Source organism: Gilliamella sp. Pas-s25 (assembly GCF_009795885.1).
Classification (GTDB): Bacteria; Pseudomonadota; Gammaproteobacteria; order Enterobacterales; family Orbaceae; genus Gilliamella.
The window spans coordinates 1-24,359 of record NZ_WTEV01000018.1 but is presented as its reverse complement, the minus strand read 5'-3'; the positions used below and the strand labels follow the sequence as shown (position 1 = coordinate 24,359).

Genomic DNA, 24,359 nt, shown 5'->3' with positions numbered 1-24,359 from the left:
TATGCAATATTTCGATAGCTTAAAAGAGGTTGTAGCATCTTATCTTCCGCCTAAACAAATCGAATTGATACAAGATGCTTATCTTTTTGCTAAAAATGCACATGATGGGCAATTCCGATCTAGTGGTGAACCTTATATCACTCATCCAGTTGCAGTAGCAACAAATTTAGCTGAGATGCGGCTTGATTATGAAACAATTATTGCCGCACTTTTGCATGATACTATCGAAGATACTCCAGTTACCTTTCAAGATATTACGAATAAATTTGGCAAACATGTTGCCATTTTAGTTGAAGGTGTTTCTAAACTTGATAAATTAAAATTCCGTAACAGACAAGAGGCTCAAGCTGAAAATTTTCGGAAAATGGTGCTTGCCATGACCGAAGATGTGCGTGTTATTTTAATTAAACTAGCTGACCGCACGCATAATATGCGCACACTTTGTGCTTTAAGACCTGACAAGCGCCGTCGCATAGCCAAAGAAACACTCGAAATATATGCACCTTTGGCTCATCGTTTAGGTATTCATCATATTAAAACTGAACTTGAGATTTTAGGCTTTAAAGCAATGAATCCCAATCGCGCTAAAGTGATTGAAAAAGTAGTTAAAACAGCGCGTAATACTCGAAAAGAGCTCATCCAACAAATTTTATCTGAAATAAAGCAGCGATTACTCGATGCTTATATTGATGCCAAAGTAACAGGTATCGAAAAAAATATTTATGTGATTTATCAAAAGATGAAACTGCGTGAGCAGCAGTTTCATTCGATTATGGATATTTACACTTTTAGAATTGTGGTTAAAGATGTCGATGCTTGTTATCGTGCGCTTGGGCTGGTACATAATTTATATAAACCACGGCTTAATCGTTTTAAAGACTATATAGCGATTCCTAAAGCGAATGGGTATCAGTCGTTACATTCGTCATTAATTGGCCCACACGGTACACCGGTTGAGGTACAAATCCGTACTGAAGATATGGATCAAATGGCTGAAATGGGAGTTGCTGCACATTGGGCATATAACGAAAAAGATGAGTTGAATACTACCACGCAAATTAAAGCACAACGCTGGATGCAAAGTTTGTTAGAACTACAACAAAGTGTAGGTAATTCTTTTGAGTTTATCGAAAATGTAAAATCAGATTTGTTTCCTAAAGAAATTTATGTTTTTACCCCTAAAGGGCGTATTGTTCAGTTACCAGAGGGGGCGACAGCTGTTGATCTTGCTTACGCGGTTCATTCAGATATTGGTTATCAATGTATTGGAGCGATTGTTGATCGTAAACCTTATCCTCTATCACAACCACTAAGTAGTGGGCAAACTGTTGAAATTATTACCTCACCAGAAGGGCGACCTAACGCGAATTGGTTGAATTTTGTAGTGAGTGCTAAAGCAAAGTCTCGTATTCGTCATGCACTTAAAACGCTTAAACGTGAGGATGCAATAGAATTAGGAAGGCGTTTACTTAACCTTTCGTTAGTTAAATCTGGCGGTATTAGTGGGCTATCATCGAGTCAAAAAGATCGAGTGGTTGAATTAACAAAATTGTCCAATTTTGATGATGTCTTAGCCGAAATTGGATTAGGCAATATCATGAGTCATTTTATTGTCAAAGGTTTAGAAGATAAATCCTTATTACAAAATAAAGCAGAACCGAACAAAACCCTTGTTATCACTGGTAGTGAAGGTGTTTTGGTTACGTTTTCTAAGTGTTGTCATCCTATTCCCAATGACCCTATTGTTGGGCACGTCAGCCCTGAAAAGGGACTGACAGTACATCATGAATCTTGCCGAAATATTACGGGCTATCAACATAACCCAGAAAAATATATTTCGCTTAAATGGGCTCCTAATATTTCTCAACCCTTTGTTGCTGAAATTTGGGTCGATATTTTAAATACTCAAGGTTCTTTAGCACATATTCTTTCAATTATTAATGATGAAAATGCCCACTTGCAATGGTTGAATACTGAAGAAAAAGATAGACAAATTTATACAATTATCTTGCAGATAGAAGTGAAAGATACTCAACAACTTAATGAGTTAATTCGTAAAATGTTACTACAACCGGATGTAGTGAGTGTTACACGAAATATAAATTAGTCATTATGATAAATCGTTTTTTGGACCATGTACCGTTGATAAAACTAACAGGAGTTGGTGCAAGTTTAGAAAAAAAATTCAATACATTAGGTATCTATAGCGTCAAAGATCTATTATTGCATTTTCCTTTGCGTTATGAAGATCGCACGTCGACTTGTGCCATTGGTGATGTGGCTATCGGTGGGTATACTACGATTGAAGGGCTCATCATAAAAACTGAAGTCATCTTTAGGCGTAAGCAAATGTTAGTTTGTTATATTCAAGATGAATCAGGAATAGCAATATTAAGATTTATGAATTTTACTGCAGGGATGAAAGCAAGTTTAATACAAGGTAAGTGGATAAGTGCTTATGGTGAGGTTAAAAGAGGAAAAAAATATCCTGAAATAATTCATCCACAATATAAAGTTAAAAACAGTCGTGAAGATAACTTGCTATCTTCTGAGCTCAATCAAGAAAGATATACACCTATTTATCCAGCAACTTACGGACTTACTCAAAATATTATTCGTAAACTGATTCAAGCTGCACTGCTATTATTAAAACGTAACCCACCAAAAGAAATTTTACCGGCATCGCTAGCGAGTCGCTATTTAACTGTTTTCGATTCGTTAAATATTATTCATAACCCACCAATAGATACTGATATAAATCAGTTATCAAATGGGGAACACCCTGCAATTAAACGGTTTATTTTTGAAGAATTGCTCGCCTATCATTTAAGCATGTTGAGGTTGAAAACAGATAATCAAAAGCTGCAAGCTTATGCAATGAATGTTAATCAACAGTTTATAAAACCTTTTTTATTTTCATTACCTTTTAAACCTACTCATGCTCAGCAACGAGTGGTTCAAGATATTTATCTGGATATGGCAAAACCAACTCCAATGATGCGATTAATTCAGGGAGATGTAGGTTCTGGCAAAACGTTAGTTGCAGCACTAGCCGCACTCAATGCAATAGAAAATAATCAACAAGTAGTATTAATGGCGCCGACTGAAATATTAGCAGAACAACATTATCACAATTTTAAACAATGGTTTGATCCTCTTGGTATTTCTGTGGATTGGTTATCAGGGACATTAACCGCTAAAAATAAGCGTCAGCGTTATGAGCGTATTTTAAATGGTGAACTTACCATGTTAATTGGAACGCATGCGGTATTTGTTGATAAAGTGCAATTTAATTCATTAGGTTTGGTGATTATTGATGAGCAGCATCGTTTTGGTGTTAATCAGCGCTTAAGTCTTTGGGAAAAAGGCATTAAAGATCATCTTTATCCTCATCAATTAATTATGACCGCAACGCCTATTCCCAGAACATTAGCCATGACAGTTTATGCCGATCTCGATGTTTCAGTCATTGATGAGTTGCCACCGGGACGAACGCCTATCACCACAGTTGTTATACCTAATACTCGCCGTGATGAGATCATTGAACGTGTAAATCAAGCCTGTTTAGATAATCGCCAAGTATATTGGGTGTGTACTTTGGTTGAAGAGTCTGAAATGCTTGATGCTCAAGCGGCTGAAATGTTGGTTACTGAGTTACAAGTACGTTTGCCTCATTTAAGTATTGCGTTAGTGCATGGCAAAATGAAATCTGATTTAAAACAATCAGTCATGCAAGCTTTTAAAGCGGGAAAAATTCAATTGCTTGTTGCCACAACGGTCATTGAGGTCGGTGTCGATGTACCTAATGCTAGCTTAATGATTATCGAAAATGCAGAACGATTAGGTTTAGCCCAATTGCATCAGTTGCGTGGACGAGTCGGACGTGGTTCGGCAGTATCTCATTGTGTACTGATGTATCAAGCGCCTTTAAGCAAAATTGCCCAAGCACGCATGAAAGTAATGCGCGATAGTAATGATGGTTTTATTATTGCCCAAAAAGATCTCGAACTTCGTGGCAGTGGCGAAATTTTAGGAACTAGGCAAATGGGTATGGCTAATTTTAAAGTGGTTGATTTGATTCGCGATCAGCATTTGATTAGTGAAGTGCAGCAAGCATCTTATGACATCCAAAATAACTATCCACAAAGCGCTGTACAATTAGTTGATTGTTGGCTGCCAAATCGTCAGAAATATATTAATGTATAATTGTGCTTTATTTTTTAGAGATATTTAATGCTGGACTTACTTATGGATAATAAATTTATGTGTGGGCTTGAGTATTGCTGTTTTCAGTCCACACATTGAAGTTAATATCTAACAGCTACATAAAATTATTGCATTATAAGAATGAACGATAAGGTAATTCTGGCTCATCAATGAAAATATCTCTAAAACCACGATAATGCTGATAATGCATTTTATGTTTATCGGTTGGATAAGTATATCTTCCTCCAACTTGCCAAAAAAATGGCATAAATTGGTAATTCAGGCGATCTTTTTTCATTTTCCATAATACTTCGATTTCACGCGGGTCGCTTTGGAAGTTTGCCCAAATGTCATGATGGAATGGAATAACAACTTGAGTATTGAGTGATTCAGCCGCACGCAAAATATCGGCTGACGTCATTTTATCTGTCACACCGCGAGGATTTTCGCCATAAGATAGTAGTGCAACATCGATTTTATAATCATTACCATGTTTTGCATAATAATTAGAATAGTGTGAATCACCAGAGTGATAAAGCGAGCCGCCTGATGTTTCAAATAGATAGTTAACAGCTCTGTCATTCATACCATCTAAAATTGATTTATCTGTTGATGATACGCCTTTGGGGAGGGTAACTAGTGATGTTCTATCAAAAGAGTCCAAGACACGAATGGTGATGTCTCCCACTTGGATTGTTTCGCCTACTTTGGCAATAATGCAGCGCTCTTCTGGTACACCCCAACTTTTCCATAATTCTACACAGGCTTTAGGTCCAATAAATTTAACACTCGATGAACAGTTTTGAATAACTGCCGCAGCCACATTGACATCAATATGATCGGCATGATCGTGGGTTGCCATTACAGCATCAATTTGTTTAATTGCAAAAGGATCAAGAACAAATGGACTCGTTCTCAAATTTGGTTGTAATTCACGTACACCACCCATACGCATCATTTGATGTTGTTTGTTCATCAATGGATTTGCGTGTGTTTTTTTCCCAGTGCCACACCAAAAATCGACCGATATATTTGTATTACCTGCTGATTTTAACCAGATACCTGTACAAGCAAGCCACCACATTGTAAATGTGTTTGGTTTAACTTCAGTCGTTTCTATTTCTTCATTGAGCCATGTGCCCCATTCAGGAAATGTATTTAATATCCAGGATTCACGGGTAATTTCGTTTACTTTACTCATACTTTGTTCCTTTTACAATTAATAGTTAAACTAAAATAACTTCAACGCCTTGCTCCTTAATGTATTCAATCACATCCTTATTTGCTTGTTTTCCTGTAATTAAGATATCGATTTTATTAACAGGACAAAAAAGCATGCCTGAATTGGCTTTTTTATCAATTTTTGAACTATCGACAACAACAACTAAATTTTCGACTTTTTCCAATATTTGCTGTTCAGCAACAGCACCTAATATTTCACTTTTATAAAGGCCGGTTGGCGTTAATGTTTTGCCGCTGGTAAACATCCATTTGCCGGCATAGGAATCAGTAATGCTGACAATAGGGTTAATAATGATATTTTGTGTTTTATTGTATAATCCCCCCATAATAATGACGTTTTCATGGTCATGTTCAATTAAGTAACACGCTAATGGAAAATAGTTAGTAATAATTGAGACATTTTTACCGCATAGTTCGCGACCGAGTAAAAATGCCGTCGATCCACAGTTTATAACAATGTTTTCGTCATTATTGCATAGCTTGGCAGCACGAATAGCAATGCGCGCTTTTTCGTGATAATGGTCGGTATTATGATTATCAATTGGCGCCCAAATAGGTTTCACTTCTTCTAATCGCATAATTCCATTGCGAACTTTTTTTACTCGCCCTTCTTGATCCAGTTTTGTGATATCTCGCCGAGCTGTTGCGGGTGAAATAGCAAAGTACGAAATTAACTCAGTAACTTTAACCATACCTTTTTCATTAACTAATGCCACTATTTCGTTATGCCGAGATAGCTCACTCATTACAACCTCTTTATTTTTAGTGATTAAATTTGATTTAAATTGATAATAATTTTCATTGGTGTAAATGTCAATTATTTAAATTAAAATTTATTGGTTTTATTGTTTATTGTATTGATAACATTTAATTTAATTTTTGCTTTCTTTCTTTTTTTATTAAAGTGTGATGTATGTCACAGGTGTGATTATTAATTATTTAAAAAAGTGATCCTTATCAAAATAATCATAAATAATCATTGAGTGATTTGTTTTGATTGTGGAATATGTTGCTAGTATTTAATTTTGATAAAACTTGATCTCCGAGATGTATTGTTGAAGCAATGAAAAATGTCGATAACTGATGAGAGGAACATATGGAAGCAATCTATAACGTATTTTATATTTTTTATAGTCAAGTTATGACAAAAGCACCTTTGTTACTTGGCTTAGTGACAATGCTAGGTTATTGTCTGTTACGTAAAGATATATCAACAGTGTTAAAAGGCACCATTAAGACCATTGTTGGTTTTATGCTATTACAAGTTGGATCTGGTGTGTTAGTTTCAACTTTCAAACCTGTTATTGCCAAACTGGCTGAGTATCATGGTATTAAAGGATCTATTATTGATACTTATGCATCAATGGTGGCCGTTGAAAATGGCATGCATGAAAACTATTCATGGGTTGGTTATGCGGTATTGTTAGCATTGGCTATTAATATTGTGTTGGTTATTTTTCGTCGTATAACAGGTATTCGAACCATCATGTTAACTGGCCATATTATGTTTCAGCAGGTTGGTTTAATTGCATTATTTTACTTTCTTTTTGGCTACAGTATGTGGGAGACCATTATCTATTCGGCCGTTATTATTGCGCTTTATTGGGGCATCTTTTCAAATATGATGTTCAAACCCACTGAGGCTGTTACCGGTGGTGCTGGATTCTCAATTGGTCACCAACAACAACTTGGGTCATGGATAGCCGTTAAACTAGCACCTAAACTGGGGGATAAAAACGATTCTGTTGATAATTTAAAATTGCCTAAATGGTTACACATTTTTCATGATAGTATCGCCGCAACCACCATTGTCATGACGTTTTTCTTCGGAATAATTTTACTTTCGTTTGGCTTAGATAATTTGCAAACCATGGCTGGGTCAACTCATTGGACAATTTATATTTTTGAAACTGGTCTTAAATTCGCTGTGGCTATCCAAGTGATTGTAAGTGGCGTGCGAATGTTTGTTGCTGAGCTGTCTGAAGCCTTTAAAGGTATTTCTGAAAAATTAATTCCTAATGCAGTATTAGCTATTGACTGTGCTGCCATTTATGCGTTTTCCCCTAATGCCATGGTATTTGGTTTTATTTGGGGGGCGTTAGGACAATTTTTGGCTATTGCTTTATTACTTGTCTTTAAATCACCTATTATGATTATTCCAGGTTTTATTCCGATGTTTTTTTCGAACGCAACTATTGGTGTTTTTGCTAATCACTTTGGTGGTTGGAAAGCCGTTATGAAAATTTGTTTTGTGATGGGCATGGTAGAAGTATTTGGCTCGGCTTGGGTTATTTATATTTTTGCACAAAATGGAACACCGATTGATTCTTGGATGGGAATGGCTGATTGGGCAATATTATTTCCACCTATTTTACAAGGTTTATCTATGTCGCATTTATTTATCTATGTGCTTATAGCATTAGCAATGCTTTATATGTTCTTTGCTGCTAAACAGTTACGTTTAGATGAAGCCATGCAAACAAAACAATCAGAAATAAATGACGAACATCAAGATATGAATATAGCTGTAGTTGAAAAAATGGATGAGATCGCAACCAGTGATGGTCGCGCAGTTCGAATTTTGGCTGTCTGTGGTAGTGGCCAAGGTTCGTCAATGATGATGAAAATGAAAATTGCCAACTACTTAAATAAAAAAGGTATTGCTAATGAAATGGATTCTTGTGCAGTGACTGATTACAAATCGCGGCTTCCTAATGTCGATATCATCGTCGCATCAAAGCATCTTATTCATGAAATTGAAGTAAATGAAGGTCAGTATGCGTTAGGTGTTCAAAATATGCTTAATCCACAAACTTTTGGTGACGAGCTTATTAAGCTGATTAATCAAGTAGTTTCTAGATAGTTTTTCCAATTAAAAAAGGAGTACAACATGGCCTTAAAAGAATCACTGATTGAGAATAACTCGATTTTACTCAAAGCAGATGTTGCAACTTGGCAAGAAGCTATCAAGTTAGGCACGGATATGTTAGTTGCATCAAAAGCGATAGAGCCTTCGTATTACGATGCCATTATTAGCTGTGTTAAGTCAATGGGGCCCTACATTATTATTGCTCCAAACTTTGCCATGCCCCATGCTAGACCTGAAGACGGAGTGAATAGAACTGCGTTTGCTTTAGTTACCTTAAAAAATCCCGTCTATTTTGAGGGTGAAGACGAACCAGTTGATGTTTTAGTTACGCTTGCTGGCAGTACGTCTGATCAGCATATGGAAGGATTAATGGAAGTGACCCAAATCTTAGATGATGAAAATAGCGAAACGGGTATTGATCTTGACAAGTTAAGGCGATGTAACTCAAAAGAAGATGTTTATGCCGTTATTGAACAGGCTATAAGTGGGAGGGAGTTATGTATCAAGCTTTAAAAGAAAGTGTCTTACAAGCCAACTTATTGCTACCAAAATATAATTTAGTCACTTTTACGTGGGGGAATGTCTCTGAAATTGATCGCACGAAAGATGTTATTGCTATTAAACCTTCTGGTGTTGAGTATAGCAATATGACCGTTGATGATATCGTGGTGGTTTCATTAACAGGCGAGATTGTTGAAGGTAGATTGAATCCTTCAAGTGATACTGCAACGCATATCGAACTGTATAAAGCGTTTCCTGCTATTGGTGGTATAGTGCATACGCATTCACGTTATGCAACCATTTGGGCTCAGGCTGAATTAGATATTCCTGCTTTAGGCACTACACATGCTGATTACTTTTATGGTGATGTGCCCTGCACGCGTGAATTGAACGATAGCGAAATTGCGACTGACTACGAAAAAAACACTGGTTTAGTTATCGTTGAAGAATTTAAATGCCGTGGGCTTGATCCTGTCGCAATGCCGGGTGCGATAATTTCGGGGCATGCGCCATTTTGCTGGGGTAAAAGTGCCTTTGATGCGGTACATAATGCAGTTGTACTTGAAGAGATCGCCATGATGGCATTGGCAACTCGCCAACTGAATCAAACAATTAAAATCCAACAAACTTTATCAGATAAGCACTACTTTCGCAAACATGGTGCGAATGCTTACTACGGTCAAAAATAAAAGAGATAAGGAGAAAAACATGGTAGCACCTAAATTACAAATCGCATTAGATCAAACCGATTTAGCTCCTGCATTAGAGGTTGCACAAAATGTAGCTGGGTTTGTCGATATCATCGAGGTTGGTACTATTTTGGCATTTGGCGCAGGAATGCAAAGTGTTAAACGTCTAAGACAACTCTATCCAAATCATATTTTGGTGTGTGATTTAAAAACGACCGATGGTGGCGCTATTTTGGCTAAAATGGCTTTTTCTGCTGGAGCCAATTGGTTAACAGTATCAGCAGCAGCTCATATTGCAACTGTTGAGGCATGTAAAAAAGTAGCCGATGAATTTCAAGGTGAAATTCAAATTGAATTATATGGTCATTGGACTTTAGATGATGCGAAATCGTGGCGAAAATTAGGCATTAAGCAAGCAATATATCATCGGTCACGCGATGCTGAACTTGCTGGTATCGGCTGGGGTGAAGATGACCTAACTAAAATGCGTCAACTTTCAGATTTAGGGCTAGAATTGTCAATTACTGGAGGTATTGTACCTGAAGATATACATCTATTCGCCGGTATTAAAACTAAAGCATTTATTGCTGGTCGTGCTTTGGCTAATGAAAACGGCAAAAAAACGGCTCAAGCATTAAAAGAACAAATAGCTCAATATTGGTAATTACCATCATGTGGCCGTTAATTGGGCCATTTTTCTTTTTTGTTTAATTATTACTAGGTGGTCATTATGTCGCAAAGTACAGATATATCAAAAACAATGTATCAATCTAAAACAACTCCTCGTATAGGGATTTATGAAAAGGCATTGCCTACCGAACTATCATGGCAAGATAAATTAAATCAAGCTAAAACATTAGGATTTGATTTTGTCGAAATTTCAGTAGATGAGTCACATGAGCGTCGTGCAAGGTTAGATTGGTCTGATGATGAGATATATTCGCTTAGGCATTTATGCGAAAAGACCGGTATACCACTTCATTCCATGTGTCTTAGTGCGCATCGTAAATTTCCGTTTGGATCAGCAAATAGCAATATTAGAAAAGAAGCCAAAGCCATAATGGATAAAGCAATTACGTTTGCTTATAAATTGGGTATAAGAGTGATTCAGCTTGCTGGATATGATGTTTATTATGAACAAGCTGACTTGCAAACACATAAACGTTTTATTGAAGGAATGAAATGGGCAGTAAAACAGGCCGAGCGAGTTGGCGTAATGTTGGCGGTTGAAATTATGGATACGCAATATCTTAACTGCTTAAGTAAATTTGAAATTCTAAAAAAAGAAATTAACTCGCCTTATTTTATGGCTTATCCAGACGTTGGAAACATCACAGGATGGAATTACGATACTTGCACTGAACTTAGGTTAAGTTGTGATCATATTGTGCAGATTCACTTAAAAGATACCTATAAAGTTAAATCTAATTATCCCGGTCAGTTTAGGGATCTTGTTATAGGTGAAGGAGAAGTTGATTTTACTGCTATATTCAAAACGCTTAATGCCATGAATTATGTAGCCCCCCTAGTCATTGAAATGTGGGCAAATGATGATAATTGGAAATCCAATATAATTACCGCTCAAAAACGATTAAAAGCAATAGGTGATAAAACGGATTTTCCGCTTTTTTGCTAATATTCTAATTATTTTTTATTTCATAAAGGATTAATACCATTGCTGTGATTGGGGTGTTAAGCTCCTCGCAAGCCATTTAATGGTGGAGCTTAACATGAAATAGTTTAACGTGTATTAAGTTTTGTGATTAATGACGAAAACCAAGCTTTAAATCGCTGTTTATATTTTTATATATCTTTTTATCTGCACGAGTTACAAATTTTATATATGTGTTTGCTTAAACATGATTATTTACTCTTTGCACTGCTATGGCTATCGTGTAATATAGATAGCATCATAAAAAAATGGAAAGAATTGCGGATATTGTATGAAATCAACGATAAAATCACTCTCTATCTTTTTTGTTACCTTGGCATTAGTGGGATGTGGATTAAAGGGCCCGCTTTATCAGCCAGTTGAAAAGGCACAAATGCAACAAACCAAACTAACAACAACAGCCTCAATTCAATCTAACATATTCATTAAAAACGTATAGTGGAGTAAAGTGATGGACTTTTTAAATTATCGACATGCTCGCTTATTTGTCAATCAAATAGCGATAGCCGATCTTGCAAAGCACTATGGTACCCCATTATATGTTTATTCGGCTGATCACATAAGTAAACAGTTTTTAGCCTATGAACAGGCTTTGACCAATAATAAGCATTTAGTTTGTTATGCGGTTAAAGCTAATAGTAATTTAGCTGTTTTAAGTTTACTAGTAAAACTTGGAGCTGGTTTTGATATTGTTTCACAAGGTGAGTTAGAGCGAGTATTAAAGGCGGGAGCCGATCCTAAAAAAATCGTTTTTTCTGGTGTTGCTAAATCAATCGTTGAAATTGAACGTGCGCTTGAAGTTGGCATTAAATGCTTTAATGTTGAATCTGAAGCCGAGTTGTATCGAATTGATGAAGTTGCCAAACGATTAAATAAAATAGCTCCAATTTCATTAAGAATCAATCCTGATGTAGATGCTAAAACACATCCTTATATCTCAACAGGTTTACGCGAAAATAAATTTGGAATTAGCTATGAGTTAGCTTTAGATGTTTACCGAAAGGCGCGATCATTAGCCAATATCAATATTGTTGGTATTGATTGTCATATTGGTTCACAGCTAACTCAATTATCACCATTTCTTGATGCTGCCGATCGTATTCTTGCCTTAGTGGATAAATTGCAATCTGATAACATTATTATTGAACATATCGATTTAGGCGGCGGTTTAGGTGTTTGTTATGATAATGAACAACCTCCAGCAGCATCGCAACTTGTGACTGAGTTGAAAAATAAATTAACTAATTATCCCGATATTGAAATTTTGTTTGAGCCAGGACGCTCTATTGTTGCTAATTCAGGTGTGTTAATTACTAAAGTAGAATATACCAAACACCAAGATGATAACCATTTTGCGATTGTTGATGCGGGGATGAATGATTTGATCCGCCCTGCACTTTACGATGCTTGGATGAACATATTGCCAGAAAAACAACTACAAGCTGGCGATGAATCTTTTGTATACAATGTTGTTGGTCCAATATGTGAATCAAGCGATGTACTGGCTTATCAGCGTCAGCTTTCGGTTAATCAAGATGATTTATTGGTCATTTGTAGCGCTGGTGCTTATGGCTTTAGTATGGCATCGAATTATAATAGTCATCCAAGACCTGCTGAGGTGATGCTCATTGATGAACAACAACATAAATTAATCCGTGAGCGTGAATCTTTCGAAGATTTATGGCGCGGTGAAGTGATTTTATAATATTTATACGTTATATCGAAATGCTCAATCACAATAGCATTTCTTTTTGAAGTTGCTGCTGGTTAACAGCCTAAACTGAAGAATAACAAACTAACACGTTTGACAATAGAAGGTAAACTAACGATGAACTTTTCAAAAATGCATGGACTCGGAAATGATTTTATGGTTATTGATGCTGTGACGCAAAATGTTCATCTTTCGACAGAAATGATTAAACGGATGGCTGATAGGTATACGGGTGTCGGGTTTGATCAGCTTCTTATTGTTGAGCCTCCTTATGTACCCGATAGTGATTTTCATTATCGTATTTTTAACTCCGATGGTTCTGAAGTTGAGCAGTGTGGTAATGGTGCTCGTTGTTTTGCGCGTTTTGTTCGTTTAAAAGGATTAAGCCGAAAACGCGTGTTAAAAGTTAGCACCATGAGAGGTAATATTGTATTAACCGTCAATGATGATGATACAGTACGTGTGAATATGGGGGAGCCTATTTTCGAACCCAATAAAATTCCTTTCAAGGCTATTAAAGAAGAAAAAACCTATATCATTCGCGCACAAGAACAGACCATATTATGTGGTGTTGCATCTATGGGGAATCCTCACTGTGTGATTCAAGTTGATAATATTGTAACGGCAGAAGTTGCAACACTCGGATCACTATTAGAGCAACATGAGCGCTTTCCTGAACGCGCCAATATTGGGTTTATGCATATTATTGATCGAGAAAATATTAATTTACGTGTATTTGAACGTGGGGTTGGCGAAACGCAAGCTTGTGGTACAGGGGCTTGTGCAGCTGTTGCGGTTGGTATTAATCAAGGTTTATTGAACCAACGTGTTAATGTTAATTTGCCGGGTGGCAAATTGTTAATTGAATGGAAAGGTGGCAAGCATTCCCTTTATATGACTGGACCTGCTACGCATGTGTATGATGGCTTTATTGCCATTTAATTTTGATATTTTTACTGTATGGCTCTAGCATTTGTTGATAGAAAACTTCATAAAATAAGTTGATAATGATTTTGATTTTATTTTATTTTTATGTTTGGCGTGATTCAATCAAAAGTAGAAAGCATTAGAAATATAAGATAATACGATAGACGTTAATTATGGTTGGTAAAAATACACGAAACTTAAGAGCAAAAAAAGCTCGACAACAGTCTTCATCAATAAAATTAAATGACGAAATTGTGAGTCAATATCTTATTGATAATCCAGATTTTTTTATACGAAATGCGCGCTATGTTGAGGGTATGCGAGTACCTCATCCTGTGCGAGGGATTATTTCGTTACCTGAATGGAATATGGCTCGTCAGCGCAACAAAATCAATCAATTAGAGTGCGAAATTTCATTATTGATGGAACATGCTAGTGCTAACGAGCTGTTGTTTAGCCAACTGATGGATTTACATATTGAATTGATTAAAGTGCAGGATCTCAATCAATTGATTGTATTATTAAATACATGGGCAAAATCGTTAGGGCTTAGCGGTGCTTATTTATATCTTTTTGACGATAAATGGCTGCTTAAGGCACCGTCAAATTATCTTCACTTAGCTTTAAATTCATCGCAATTTGATTTTATTCGTGTTAGACATTTACAGTATAGTCAACAATATTTAGGCACACTAAATTCAACTGAGCTTGATTTTTTATTACCTGAACATGGCTATGTTGGGTCGGTGGCTTTATCTTTATTAGGGCAATTTGGTGATTTGGGGCTGTTAATGTTTACTAGCGCTAATCCAGAACATTATCAAGCCGGACAAGGTACATTGTTACTTGAAAAAATGAGTGAAATTTTACCTATTTTAATTAGCCGATGGATTATGCGAAAAAGATAAGGAAATGTCATGGTTCAGCCTAACGAAAATAGTAATGCTACATTAACTTTGCCTGTTGATCAGTTTTTGAATTATTTAAAGTCAGAAAAGCAGTTGAGTTTAAATACTCAAATCAATTATCGACGGCAGCTTTATGCGCTTATTTCGCTGGCAAAAGAAGGTGAAATTTCAACTTGGCAGGATTTAGATTCATCAGCAGTAAGAGTGTTAATTAGTCGCAGTAAACAAAAAGGATTACAAGCAAGAAGCTTGTCATTAAGGCTATCGGCTTTGCGTAGTTTTTGTGATTGGATGGTAAAAAATGAGCGTCTTACAGCTAATCCTGCTCGAGGAGTATTAAATCCAAAATTGGGGCAGCATCTGCCTAAAAATATTGATATTGACGAAATTAATCAATTGCTTGATATTGAAGCTAACGATCCGCTTTCAGTCCGCGACAGAGCAATGCTTGAAGTCATGTATGGTTCGGGGTTGCGTCTGTCCGAATTAGTTAGTCTTAATTGTCGAGAATTAAATCTTATCGATGGTGAAATTCGCGTAATGGGAAAGGGTAGTAAAGAACGGAAACTGCCATTAGGTAGGGAGTCTATCAAATGGATTAAACACTGGTTATCCATGCGAGATTTTTTTGTACCGCAAGATGATGCACTATTTATTTCAAAGTTAGGCAAACGAATTTCACCTCGTAATGTTGAAAAACGATTTACACAATGGGGTGTTAAACAAGGGTTAAGTAGTCACGTTCATCCACATAAATTACGCCATTCATTTGCTACCCATATGCTTGAATCAAGTCGGGACTTGCGTGCAGTTCAGGAATTGCTTGGTCATGCTGATTTATCAACGACCCAAGTTTATACCCATTTGGATTTTTCACACCTGTCAGAAGTTTATGACTCAGCCCATCCGAGAGCCAAAAGGGGAAAATAGCGATGCACTTTTATCGGTCTATTCATTGTATTAAAGCATTCACATTCGATCTTGATGATACGTTATATGATAACAGTATGATTGTAGAAAAAGCGGAAGAAGAAATGGTTAAAACGCTTCAACGTCATGAACAATTGTGCACTTTAACGACATCCGACTTTTTTGCTGAAAAGTATTCAGTACTGGCATCTTATCCTGAAATTTATCATGATGTTATAGTTTGGCGAATTCAAACTATTAAATCGCTATTAAGTAAAACTAATATTCCAGTATCAAAATTTGCCGATGTGATTGATGAATCTGTCACCTGTTTTAATTTTTGGCGACACAAGATAAACGTTCCTGAATCAACACATTTGCTATTAACCAAATTGGCAACTAAATATCCTTTAGCGGTAATTACTAATGGTAACGTTGATATTCATCAAATTGGTTTGGGCGACTATTTTCAGTTTTCATTACGTGGTGGTGAACATGGGCGTTCAAAACCTTTTCCCGAGATTTTTAATTTGGCCTCTGATAAGCTAGCTATTTCATCACATCATATTTTACATGTAGGCGATAATTTATTAACGGATGTTAATGGCGCAATTAATAATGGATTTTTAGCTTGCTTTATCAATATTTATAATCGTGATATTTTACACCTTGATGATGCAAGATGTTTGCCCCATATAGAAATAACTCAATTGCCAGAATTGGAGAATCTGTTATAATCATTCCTTTTTCTGTATAAATAGACAGTAAAATTACATAAAGATAGGTTAAGTTCTGGCAGATAGCACTTAAAGAAACTTATCTTTAGATTCTGTTCGATTACAGTCGTCAAAATATCTCGAAATATGATAAAAATATTAATAACACACTCAACATTAATGCTGGTTAATGTTTTCTATTATCAAAATAGGTTTGAATTTGATGGAAATTAATAAAACATTATTAGATGGACTGAATGCAGAGCAACAAAATGCTGTCACCACTGATAACCAATATACCATTGTTCTTGCCGGTGCTGGGAGTGGTAAAACTCGCGTTTTAGTTCATCGAATTGCTTGGCTTTGTCTTGAAAAGCACTATTCGCCTAGTTCTATTTTTGCCGTTACATTTACTAATAAAGCCGCTGCTGAAATGCAAGAACGAATTCAAGCATTAGTAGGTGAGGGTTATTTTAATGGTATGTGGGTGGGTACGTTTCATGGATTGACCCATCGTTTATTACGCATGTTCCCTGAGCAAGCTAAGTTGCCACCTAATTTTCAACTTATTGATACAGAAGATCAAATTCGGCTTATCAAGCGAATTTTTCGTGAACTAAAAATCGACGAAAAACAGTGGTCAGCCAAACAGTGTGCTGGTTTTATTTCTACTCAAAAAGAAAAGGGACTTCGTGCGGATGATATTGTTCCTGAAGATCCTAAACAAGTCATGTGGCAAACGATTTATCGCGATTATCAAGCCATTTGTGAGAGAGTCGGTTATGTTGATTTTTCTGAATTAATCCTAAGATCTTATGAACTGCTTTGCCGTAATAAAGATGTTTTAGCTTACTGTCATCATCGTTTTAGTAATATATTAATTGATGAATTTCAAGACACCAATAAAATTCAATACCGATTGGTGCAAAAAATAGCGGGTAATACAGCTAACGTGATGATTGTTGGTGATGATGACCAGTCTATCTATAGTTGGCGTGGTGCTAATGCGGATAATCTTCAATTATTTAGCAATGATTACCCCGAAACAGAAATTATTCGACTAGAGCAAAATTACCGTTCAACAGGTAATATTTTAGATGTAGCAAATAGCTTAATAGCGCAAAACCGAAATCGATTGGGTAAAAATCTATGGACAGATAGAGGCGAGGGTGAAAAGATTTCGCTTTATATTGGTTTTAATGATATTGACGAAGCAAGATTTGTTGTGAGTCAAATAAAAAAATGCCATCAAAAAGGCGAAAAGTTTGCTGATTGTGCTATTTTGTACCGTAATAATCTGCAATCGCGTCTACTTGAAGATACACTATTACAAGCAGGGGTACCATACCAAATTTATGGTTCTATTCGTTTTTATGAAAGACAAGAAGTTAAATTAGCGCTTGCCTATTTGCGACTATTGCATGATCACAATAATGACATGGCGTTTGAAGCTACAATCAATACTCCAACACGAGGCATTGGTAATATCACGCTAGATAAAGTTAGGTTGATAGCAAAGCAACATAATATTTCTTTATGGAATGCATGCTTAATGCTAATTCAAACCAATGCACTGACTGAAAGGCAGTGTTCAGGTATTAGTCGCTTTTTGGAATTGATGGAATCTATCTATAATGAAGTTGGGGAACAACCATTTTACAAGCAGCTTGATGCTATTATTAAATTATCTGGTGTATTGCAGATGTATGAGCAAGAACCTGGTATTAAAGGTCAAGCAAGATTAGAAAATCTTGAAGAATTAGTATCAGCTGCTGAGCAGTTCTATCGTGCTAATGAAAACACGGTTATTCAAGATACTATAACGGGTAAGACTTTGACGGTTTTAGAATCATTTTTGGCTTATACTTCACTAGAAAGCCGAGATGTGATTAATGAACAAGATTCAGTTCAGTTAATGACTCTGCATTCAGCTAAAGGTCTTGAATTTGATAATGTGTTTATTGTCGGATTAGAAGAGGGCATATTTCCAGACTTACGATCTTCTCAAGAATTTGACAAAATGGAAGAAGAAAGGCGTCTTGCATATGTTGGTATTACTAGAGCACGTAAATGCCTAACATTGTCATTAGCTCAGATAAGGCGTCTATATGGCCGTGAGGAGCGAAATTTACCGTCACGTTTTCTAGCAGAATTACCCGTTGATAAATTAAATGAAATTAGTTATCAAGGTAATATTACGCTATCTGAGAAAAAAGAACCTTATCCTAAGAAAAAGCCTCAATGTGATGGTTATAAATTAGGTCGTAAAGTATTACATAACCGTTTTGGTGAAGGAACTATTGTCAATCTTGATGGTGAAGGCGATCACAAACGAGCACAAATTGCTTTTGTTAATGAAGGTATTAAATGGCTAGTGGTTAAACTGGCAAACCTAACTTTATTGTAAATTTTGCTTTTTAGTAAGATTGGTTAATTAGGCGGTTAAACGGGAGTTAAGCATTAAATTAATTCCCGTTTTTATATCTGTTATTGAGCTGCTTGTTCTTTTACAGACTCAGAAAAAATCTGGTCGAACGACTTGTCAGTTCGATTACAAATCCAATTATTATTAATATAATCAAAATGATAACCTTGATTGCGTGTGGCTAACCAGATTTGAAACAGTGGTTCTTGGGTATTAACAATAATCTTACTGCTATCGGGAAAACTAACTGTGATGACATTGCCGTTTGTTTCATAATCTAAATCGATGTCATGCTCATCTGCATAATCATCCAAAAATAGCTCTATTTTATTAAATAACTGATCAGCAAGCGTATGGAATTGTTTGATATTCATAAAGGTGTAATCATTTAGGTAAATAATGGCTTGATATTAGCATAAATGGATATACTCTGCCACAGCAAGGTGGCAAGAGTTAAATATAAGTGCTGACTTAATTATTCATTTGCAAGAGGCAAAGAACAGGCAATAACAAGTAGCTTATGTTGTTCGTGACTTAGACTTGCTGCTACCCAGCGGTTTGGAATTTCAATTGTATTGACTAATTTTCCATCACCAAAGTTATTTTCAATTGTTCTGAGTTTACCTTTTGCTAACTCCATTTTGTCGCAATTGGCATAATAATCAATTTCAATGGCGTGATAGGGCGTTTCAGTACCATCATCATTTTTTTGCACTAATGCGGGACTGTAATTTATCACTTCACTAAACGTACGAATTTTGGCATTGAAAGGATGAAGTTTAATTGAATTTCTATCTAAAAAAGAATAACTAACAGTATTATCTTCGTTTGATTTAGATGTTGGAATAAATTGTTCACCTACTCTAGGATCTTTTAAGCTCTCTACTGCTGTATTGTTAGTATTGGTTTGTTTTTCAACCGCATAACTAAATGTTGCAAAAGACAAAAAAATTAAGAATAAACTGAGCTTTTTCATTAAATATTATCTCCATGTTTTGAAGTTGCTTCCGTAGCGTTAACTTGTGGTTGAGATTGTTGTTCTTGTTTTTCTTTTTGCATCTTCTCTTTATATGTTTTAATCCGTTCTTGACGTTCAGCTTCTTGTTTTTCAATGATTGGTTTTAGATCAGGGCGAGTAGCAAGAAGAGTTTCTTTGTCTAAATCACCTTGGATAGAACAAAAAACAGTACTTTGATTATTGGCAAACAGTTCTAAATAAATTGCTTTATTAATCGTTCCTAATCTTGGAATAACACCATCAATAGCATAAGGATCGTCTTGCCAGACTGTAGGTTTTAATTGGCGATCATAAATTTTGGCGTTTGCTATATAAACATTAGTGTTGTATGGCAACCAATTAATATTATTTAAAGTGTTTTTAACCTCGTCTTCATTGTTATCAAAGATAAAACCCCAGTACAAAAAATGACCAGACAAAGTGGTCGGAATATAGATGTTTTGATAGCCAGTGATTTTTAAACCACGATACTTAAGTGGCTTTTTAAACATGACTTTATTTTTATCACTTTGTTGAATAGATTCAACAGGGATATAAGTTACATTATCGGAAGTCGTTGCTAAGTCAACATATTGGTTTATTAATTCTTGATGTGTAGCTAGTTGTTTGAAAAACTGATGATCACATTGAAGAAATGTATTGATTACCTTATCAGTTTCACTCTGCTCATTGTTGGTTTGTGCAAAAGACATACAAGAAATAAATGAAGCAAAAACAAGTACTGAAAGTTTTTTTGAAAGCATGGAGAGTTCCCTAGACCAATAGATGACACATATTACTTTGGAAAATTATTGTAAAGTAATGTAAACGACGATGTCAATTAACATTCTTTGAATCTTCAATAAAAACCATTAAATCACCTTTTTTAAAAGATATTGTAACTACATCGCTAATCGCTTTATTTCTTAAACTAATGCTGCTACCTAGGGATAGAGTCTGGTCAATCAAAGGGTACTGAAAGCCGGTAATGGTTAATCCTGTTACTTTGGAAAGTGGAATTAATGAAATAATATGATCTTTTACATTCGTCATTTCTTGATAATGTTTGACAAAAAAGAAATGACAATAGTTATCATAAAATGTGATTTGATATTGATGATAATATTGCATTGCAACAGAAATATTTCCCAAAAAGTGATCGCTTGCTCGACCTGTAGCACCAAATACATCAAATGAAGTTATCCCTTTACTTATTAAAAATAAAAGTGCTTTTTCAAAATCTGTTTTATTTTGATCGGGTGTGTGAATAATTTCAGTTTTGGGTGGAATTTTACCATTGGGATTATAACTGTCTAAATCACCAATAAGAAAGTCAGGTTGGATTGATGATGTGGACAAATAATTATGGTAAGCACCATCAGTGCAAGCGATATAGGTGTACTTTTCTAAATTGCAAAAGTCATGCAATGGTGGCTCACCATTAACAAAGAGTAAGGCTTTATTTTGTGACATCTGCTTTCCTTTTTTGGTATCTGATTAGTTAATTATAAAGCTAACGTGTAAGCCATGATAATTGCGTCTTCTTGTTTACCATCAGTTGTTGGATAATAATTTTTTCGAACCGTTATTTGGTTAAACCCTATAGCATGGTATAGCGCAATTGCTGGTGTATTTGACTGTCTCACTTCAAGCCAAAGTGTTGAAATCGGACAAGGCGATTTTATAGTTATTAACGTGTCTATCAAATGATTGAGCAAAGCCTTTGCTAGTCCCTGTTTTCTAAAATCGGGATGTATTGCAATATTAAATAAATTGGCTTCATCGGCGACTTGTTGGCAGATACAAAATCCTGCTATTTGGTTATCAATCGTTATTTTAAAATTTAAGTAACGATCACCTTGGTTTGAAAAGAATGTCTGCTTTGACCAAGGAATAGCATGACAGATCAGTTCTAATTCAAAGGCTTTTGTTAAATCATGTTCGGTCAGGGTGGAAATAGTTTTCATATTGACATAATTGTTGCCAAAGTAGGCGTTTTTGTTGTGGTGCTTTTGCAAGCTGATCTAAGCTAGCGGTTTGAATGGTTAATGGGTTTTGCCAAGACTCTTCGGGCTTAACATCAATAAACCAAATCACAGTCTTAATATCATTTGCTGGTACAATGAGTTGGGATGGTGTTAATACTAACACCTGATCTTGGGTAAGGCTAATCGCATTTAATATATCTAAATAGATTTTTTGGGTAGGTTGCTTTTTGGCAACGACAATTAAACGGATCTTATCACTGATATGGGGTGCGATTTCGCCTTTAAAGACATTCGAGTTACGCAAAACATATTGCGTTATATTGCACTGTTTTAAGTACCAATCTTGTTGTGTCATTATTGACTTGCTGTTTTTTATTAGAGATTAAAGATAGTTAATTGTATAATCAACGCATCAAATTATAAAGGTTTTTCATTGAGGAAATATGGCAACATCTGCTTTTACTCCAGCAAGTCAAGTGCTTGAACGTCATCAAACATTTTTTAACGATAAAAATGTGATTATAGCTGGTGATATTCAAGATAGCTATCCGGCTATTATGTCGGCAAATCAAGTTAAGATTCATTGCACACAATTTCATACTTATTTGCGTTTAAAAAATAGTGCCCGTGGCAAGAATACTTATTTTTCATTATTGCCAGAAGCAGAACTTTATGTTGGCATGGATACACTAATTTACTATTGGTCAAAAACGAAAAGCGAAGCACAATTTCAACTTTCTTATTTATTGCACAATATGCCAAAAGGCAGTGATATTTTTATCATTGGTGAAAATAGAACAGGTGTAAAAAGCGTGGAAGCGTTATTGAGTGATTTTGGTACAATTCAAAAAATTGACAGTGCAAGGCGTTGTGGTTTATACCACTTTCAGGCGGATAGTCGTTTGGCCTTTGATCTTGATGAGTGGTGGTTAAGTTATCATTTAATTATTGAAAATCAGAATATTGAAATCAAAAGTTTACCCGGTGTGTTTAGCCAAAAAGGGTTAGATGCTGGCAGTGAATTACTCTTAAATGCATTAATGGATCGTACTGATATTATTAAAGGTAATGTATTAGATGTGGGATGTGGTTCGGGCATCTTATCCACGGTACTAGGTAAATTACACCCTGATATTACACTAACGTTATCCGATGTAAACTGTGCAGCAATTGAATCAAGTAAAGTAACATTAAACAGTAACAACGTGAATGCAACTGTTGTGGCGAGTGATGTTTTTTCTAATCTGAATGATAAATATCATTTAATTGTTTCTAATCCACCTTTTCATGATGGCAAAGAGACAAATTACACAGCCGTTAATGCACTAATTAAAGAGGCGAAAAAACACCTAAAATTAAATGGTTATTTGTGCATTGTGGCAAATTCATTTTTACCGTATCAAACCATTTTAGATGAAACATTTAAAAGCGTTGAAGTGATTGCCCAAACGACAAAATTTAAGGTTTATCTAGCAAGCCATTAATAAGTGCAGTTTGTTTATTTTGTCTTAAAAGAAAAATAAGTTGCAATACATATCATAAGCCCTAAAAAATAGGGCGATGCTATCGCTCTATTTATAACATGTGAATATTTAGACTTAACCTGAATTCACTACTATTGATAAGAACTGTTTTTAATGCTTGAATTTCATTATCATTAAAATCACAACGCGTAAAGTTTTGATCAAGAATAATAGGAACAGGATTATTTTTCCCGATTATGGCCAAGACATTACATTTATTTTTAGTCATATCACCTATAATAATTGGTCCACCGTTTGAGTCTTTATTAAAAAGGGCTACACATTTAACATCTACACCTTGAGCATTTTTTGCATGATATATAGCAGTTATTGTTTTACCATAAGATGTTAATTTAATCGGAACAATAGCAGGCGTTAATCTTTGTCCATTAATTTCATTGATAACTTTTCTCATTTTATGTATTCTTAAGATAGTTACTAAACCCATCCATACAGGCAACATAAACAAAAGAGTAAGAACAGTCGTAATCACAAATACTCTCAGCATATTATCAATAGCTAAATTGATTGTTACTAGTGAAGGATCATCGGCAGAAGCCACAGTTACAACTTGATTATTTTTGCTTATTCCACCAAGGATAGCACGCTTAATAACTTGTCCTGTATTAGTGGTAATTTTCACTGAACAATTCTCAATAATACGTCTTGTATTACATTTTACTTCTGCAGGATAGTCAACCACAACTGGATTCCGTGATATTTTATAATCATCAATTAATCCAGGATAATAATTCAGGGCCATAAACATAGCTAACACAAAGAAAAATATTATCGCAAATATTCTTTTTATTTGGTGTAATATGCCTTCTTGCTTTAGTTTCATAACTTTTAAAGGGCGAGTTGGAAATACTTCTACTACTTTATTCATCAATCCCATTTTATCGTTTCCTTATTAAAAATAAAAATTTTATGTCTAAAGGCTGAAATTGTGAATTTAAAAGCTAACCTTTAATCACAATAAAATAAATAAGTTATTAGGGCGTGTTGATCTTTCGTGATTATTTTTTAGACGGCATGATGTGAGTTATAATAATTCTGCAAAAAACAACCATAAC

The 24,359-nt window shown here is 35.3% G+C and carries 24 protein-coding genes; 15 read left to right on the top strand and 9 right to left on the bottom strand.

The features are described from left to right. The first annotated feature begins 1 nt into the window (after nt 1). Both spoT and recG read left to right on the top strand, forming a co-directional pair. Complete coding sequence (spoT, locus tag GQ593_RS09035) at nt 2-2,107, top strand: bifunctional GTP diphosphokinase/guanosine-3',5'-bis pyrophosphate 3'-pyrophosphohydrolase (protein WP_160431731.1); 2,106 nt, start codon at nt 2-4, stop codon at nt 2,105-2,107. A gap of 5 nt (nt 2,108-2,112) precedes the next feature. Next, nucleotides 2,113-4,206 (top strand): ATP-dependent DNA helicase RecG, encoded by a 2,094-nt coding sequence (gene recG, locus GQ593_RS09030; RefSeq protein WP_160431730.1) that lies wholly within the window; start codon nt 2,113-2,115, stop codon nt 4,204-4,206. A 133-nt stretch (nt 4,207-4,339) separates the two neighbouring features. On the opposite strand, the gene ulaG is transcribed toward recG, so the two are convergent. Both ulaG and ulaR read right to left on the bottom strand, forming a co-directional pair. Continuing rightward, complete coding sequence (ulaG, locus tag GQ593_RS09025) at nt 4,340-5,407, bottom strand: L-ascorbate 6-phosphate lactonase (protein ID WP_160431729.1); 1,068 nt, start codon at nt 5,405-5,407, stop codon at nt 4,340-4,342. Nucleotides 5,408-5,432: 25 nt separating this feature from the next. Continuing rightward, the gene (gene ulaR, locus GQ593_RS09020; RefSeq protein ID WP_160431728.1) at nt 5,433-6,194 is read right to left on the bottom strand and encodes an HTH-type transcriptional regulator UlaR; all 762 of its coding nucleotides are present in this window, start codon (nt 6,192-6,194) and stop codon (nt 5,433-5,435) included. A 350-nt stretch (nt 6,195-6,544) separates the two neighbouring features. Between ulaR and GQ593_RS09015 the strand changes: the two genes are divergently transcribed. The 12 genes from GQ593_RS09015 to uvrD all read left to right on the top strand — a co-directional run bounded on the left by GQ593_RS09015 (nt 6,545) and on the right by uvrD (nt 18,757). Further along, nucleotides 6,545-8,311 (top strand): PTS ascorbate-specific subunit IIBC, encoded by a 1,767-nt coding sequence (locus tag GQ593_RS09015; protein WP_160431727.1) that lies wholly within the window; start codon nt 6,545-6,547, stop codon nt 8,309-8,311. A gap of 27 nt (nt 8,312-8,338) precedes the next feature. Then, the gene (locus tag GQ593_RS09010) at nt 8,339-8,830 is read left to right on the top strand and encodes a PTS sugar transporter subunit IIA (protein WP_160431726.1); all 492 of its coding nucleotides are present in this window, start codon (nt 8,339-8,341) and stop codon (nt 8,828-8,830) included. Then, nucleotides 8,815-9,507, top strand: coding sequence for an L-ribulose-5-phosphate 4-epimerase (locus GQ593_RS09005; RefSeq protein ID WP_160431725.1), 693 nt, complete (start codon nt 8,815-8,817; stop codon nt 9,505-9,507). The genes GQ593_RS09010 and GQ593_RS09005 overlap by 16 nt, the downstream gene beginning before the upstream one ends. A gap of 19 nt (nt 9,508-9,526) precedes the next feature. Beyond that, entirely contained in the window at nt 9,527-10,171 is a 645-nt protein-coding gene (locus GQ593_RS09000) for a 3-keto-L-gulonate-6-phosphate decarboxylase UlaD (protein WP_160431724.1), read from the top strand. A 96-nt stretch (nt 10,172-10,267) separates the two neighbouring features. Further along, a complete protein-coding gene (locus tag GQ593_RS08995) occupies nt 10,268-11,143 on the top strand; it encodes an L-ribulose-5-phosphate 3-epimerase (RefSeq protein ID WP_160431755.1) in 876 nt (291 codons plus the stop codon). A 307-nt stretch (nt 11,144-11,450) separates the two neighbouring features. Then, nucleotides 11,451-11,618, top strand: coding sequence for an LPS translocon maturation chaperone LptM (lptM, locus tag GQ593_RS08990; protein ID WP_160431723.1), 168 nt, complete (start codon nt 11,451-11,453; stop codon nt 11,616-11,618). A gap of 12 nt (nt 11,619-11,630) precedes the next feature. Continuing rightward, complete coding sequence (lysA, locus tag GQ593_RS08985; protein WP_160431722.1) at nt 11,631-12,884, top strand: diaminopimelate decarboxylase; 1,254 nt, start codon at nt 11,631-11,633, stop codon at nt 12,882-12,884. A gap of 123 nt (nt 12,885-13,007) precedes the next feature. Next, nucleotides 13,008-13,832, top strand: coding sequence for a diaminopimelate epimerase (gene dapF, locus GQ593_RS08980; protein ID WP_160431721.1), 825 nt, complete (start codon nt 13,008-13,010; stop codon nt 13,830-13,832). Nucleotides 13,833-13,990: 158 nt separating this feature from the next. Next, entirely contained in the window at nt 13,991-14,725 is a 735-nt protein-coding gene (locus GQ593_RS08975) for a DUF484 family protein (protein WP_160431720.1), read from the top strand. A 9-nt stretch (nt 14,726-14,734) separates the two neighbouring features. After that, nucleotides 14,735-15,655 (top strand): tyrosine recombinase XerC, encoded by a 921-nt coding sequence (gene xerC / locus GQ593_RS08970; RefSeq protein WP_160431719.1) that lies wholly within the window; start codon nt 14,735-14,737, stop codon nt 15,653-15,655. A 2-nt stretch (nt 15,656-15,657) separates the two neighbouring features. Continuing rightward, nucleotides 15,658-16,371, top strand: a complete 714-nt coding sequence (gene yigB / locus GQ593_RS08965; protein WP_160431718.1) for a 5-amino-6-(5-phospho-D-ribitylamino)uracil phosphatase YigB — start codon at nt 15,658-15,660, stop codon at nt 16,369-16,371. Nucleotides 16,372-16,573: 202 nt separating this feature from the next. Next, nucleotides 16,574-18,757, top strand: coding sequence for a DNA helicase II (uvrD, locus tag GQ593_RS08960; protein WP_160431717.1), 2,184 nt, complete (start codon nt 16,574-16,576; stop codon nt 18,755-18,757). Nucleotides 18,758-18,837: 80 nt separating this feature from the next. Here uvrD and cyaY read toward each other — a convergent pair whose 3' ends face one another. The 6 genes from cyaY to GQ593_RS08930 all read right to left on the bottom strand — a co-directional run bounded on the left by cyaY (nt 18,838) and on the right by GQ593_RS08930 (nt 22,115). Further along, nucleotides 18,838-19,149, bottom strand: a complete 312-nt coding sequence (cyaY, locus tag GQ593_RS08955; protein WP_160431716.1) for an iron donor protein CyaY — start codon at nt 19,147-19,149, stop codon at nt 18,838-18,840. A 101-nt stretch (nt 19,150-19,250) separates the two neighbouring features. Beyond that, nucleotides 19,251-19,751: a surface-adhesin E family protein gene (locus GQ593_RS08950; RefSeq protein ID WP_160431715.1), complete on the bottom strand. Its 501-nt coding sequence runs from the start codon at nt 19,749-19,751 to the stop codon at nt 19,251-19,253. Next, the gene (locus GQ593_RS08945; RefSeq protein ID WP_160431714.1) at nt 19,751-20,536 is read right to left on the bottom strand and encodes a hypothetical protein; all 786 of its coding nucleotides are present in this window, start codon (nt 20,534-20,536) and stop codon (nt 19,751-19,753) included. The genes GQ593_RS08950 and GQ593_RS08945 overlap by 1 nt, the downstream gene beginning before the upstream one ends. 73 nt (nt 20,537-20,609) lie before the next feature. Beyond that, nucleotides 20,610-21,245, bottom strand: coding sequence for a thiamine diphosphokinase (locus GQ593_RS08940; RefSeq protein WP_160431713.1), 636 nt, complete (start codon nt 21,243-21,245; stop codon nt 20,610-20,612). Between the two features lie 32 nt (nt 21,246-21,277). Beyond that, nucleotides 21,278-21,739 carry a ribosomal protein S18-alanine N-acetyltransferase gene (rimI, locus tag GQ593_RS08935; protein WP_160431712.1) on the bottom strand — a complete coding sequence of 154 codons (462 nt, stop codon included), beginning with the start codon at nt 21,737-21,739 and terminating at the stop codon, nt 21,278-21,280. Further along, nucleotides 21,708-22,115, bottom strand: coding sequence for a DNA polymerase III subunit psi (locus GQ593_RS08930; protein WP_160431711.1), 408 nt, complete (start codon nt 22,113-22,115; stop codon nt 21,708-21,710). The genes rimI and GQ593_RS08930 overlap by 32 nt, the downstream gene beginning before the upstream one ends. Nucleotides 22,116-22,203: 88 nt before the next feature. Between GQ593_RS08930 and rsmC the strand changes: the two genes are divergently transcribed. Continuing rightward, on the top strand, nt 22,204-23,244 hold the full coding sequence (gene rsmC / locus GQ593_RS08925) for a 16S rRNA (guanine(1207)-N(2))-methyltransferase RsmC (RefSeq protein ID WP_160431710.1): 1,041 nt from the start codon (nt 22,204-22,206) through the stop codon (nt 23,242-23,244). Nucleotides 23,245-23,335: 91 nt separating this feature from the next. On the opposite strand, the gene GQ593_RS08920 is transcribed toward rsmC, so the two are convergent. Next, nucleotides 23,336-24,181, bottom strand: coding sequence for a hypothetical protein (locus GQ593_RS08920; protein WP_160431709.1), 846 nt, complete (start codon nt 24,179-24,181; stop codon nt 23,336-23,338). Between the last annotated feature and the right edge of the window lie 178 nt (nt 24,182-24,359).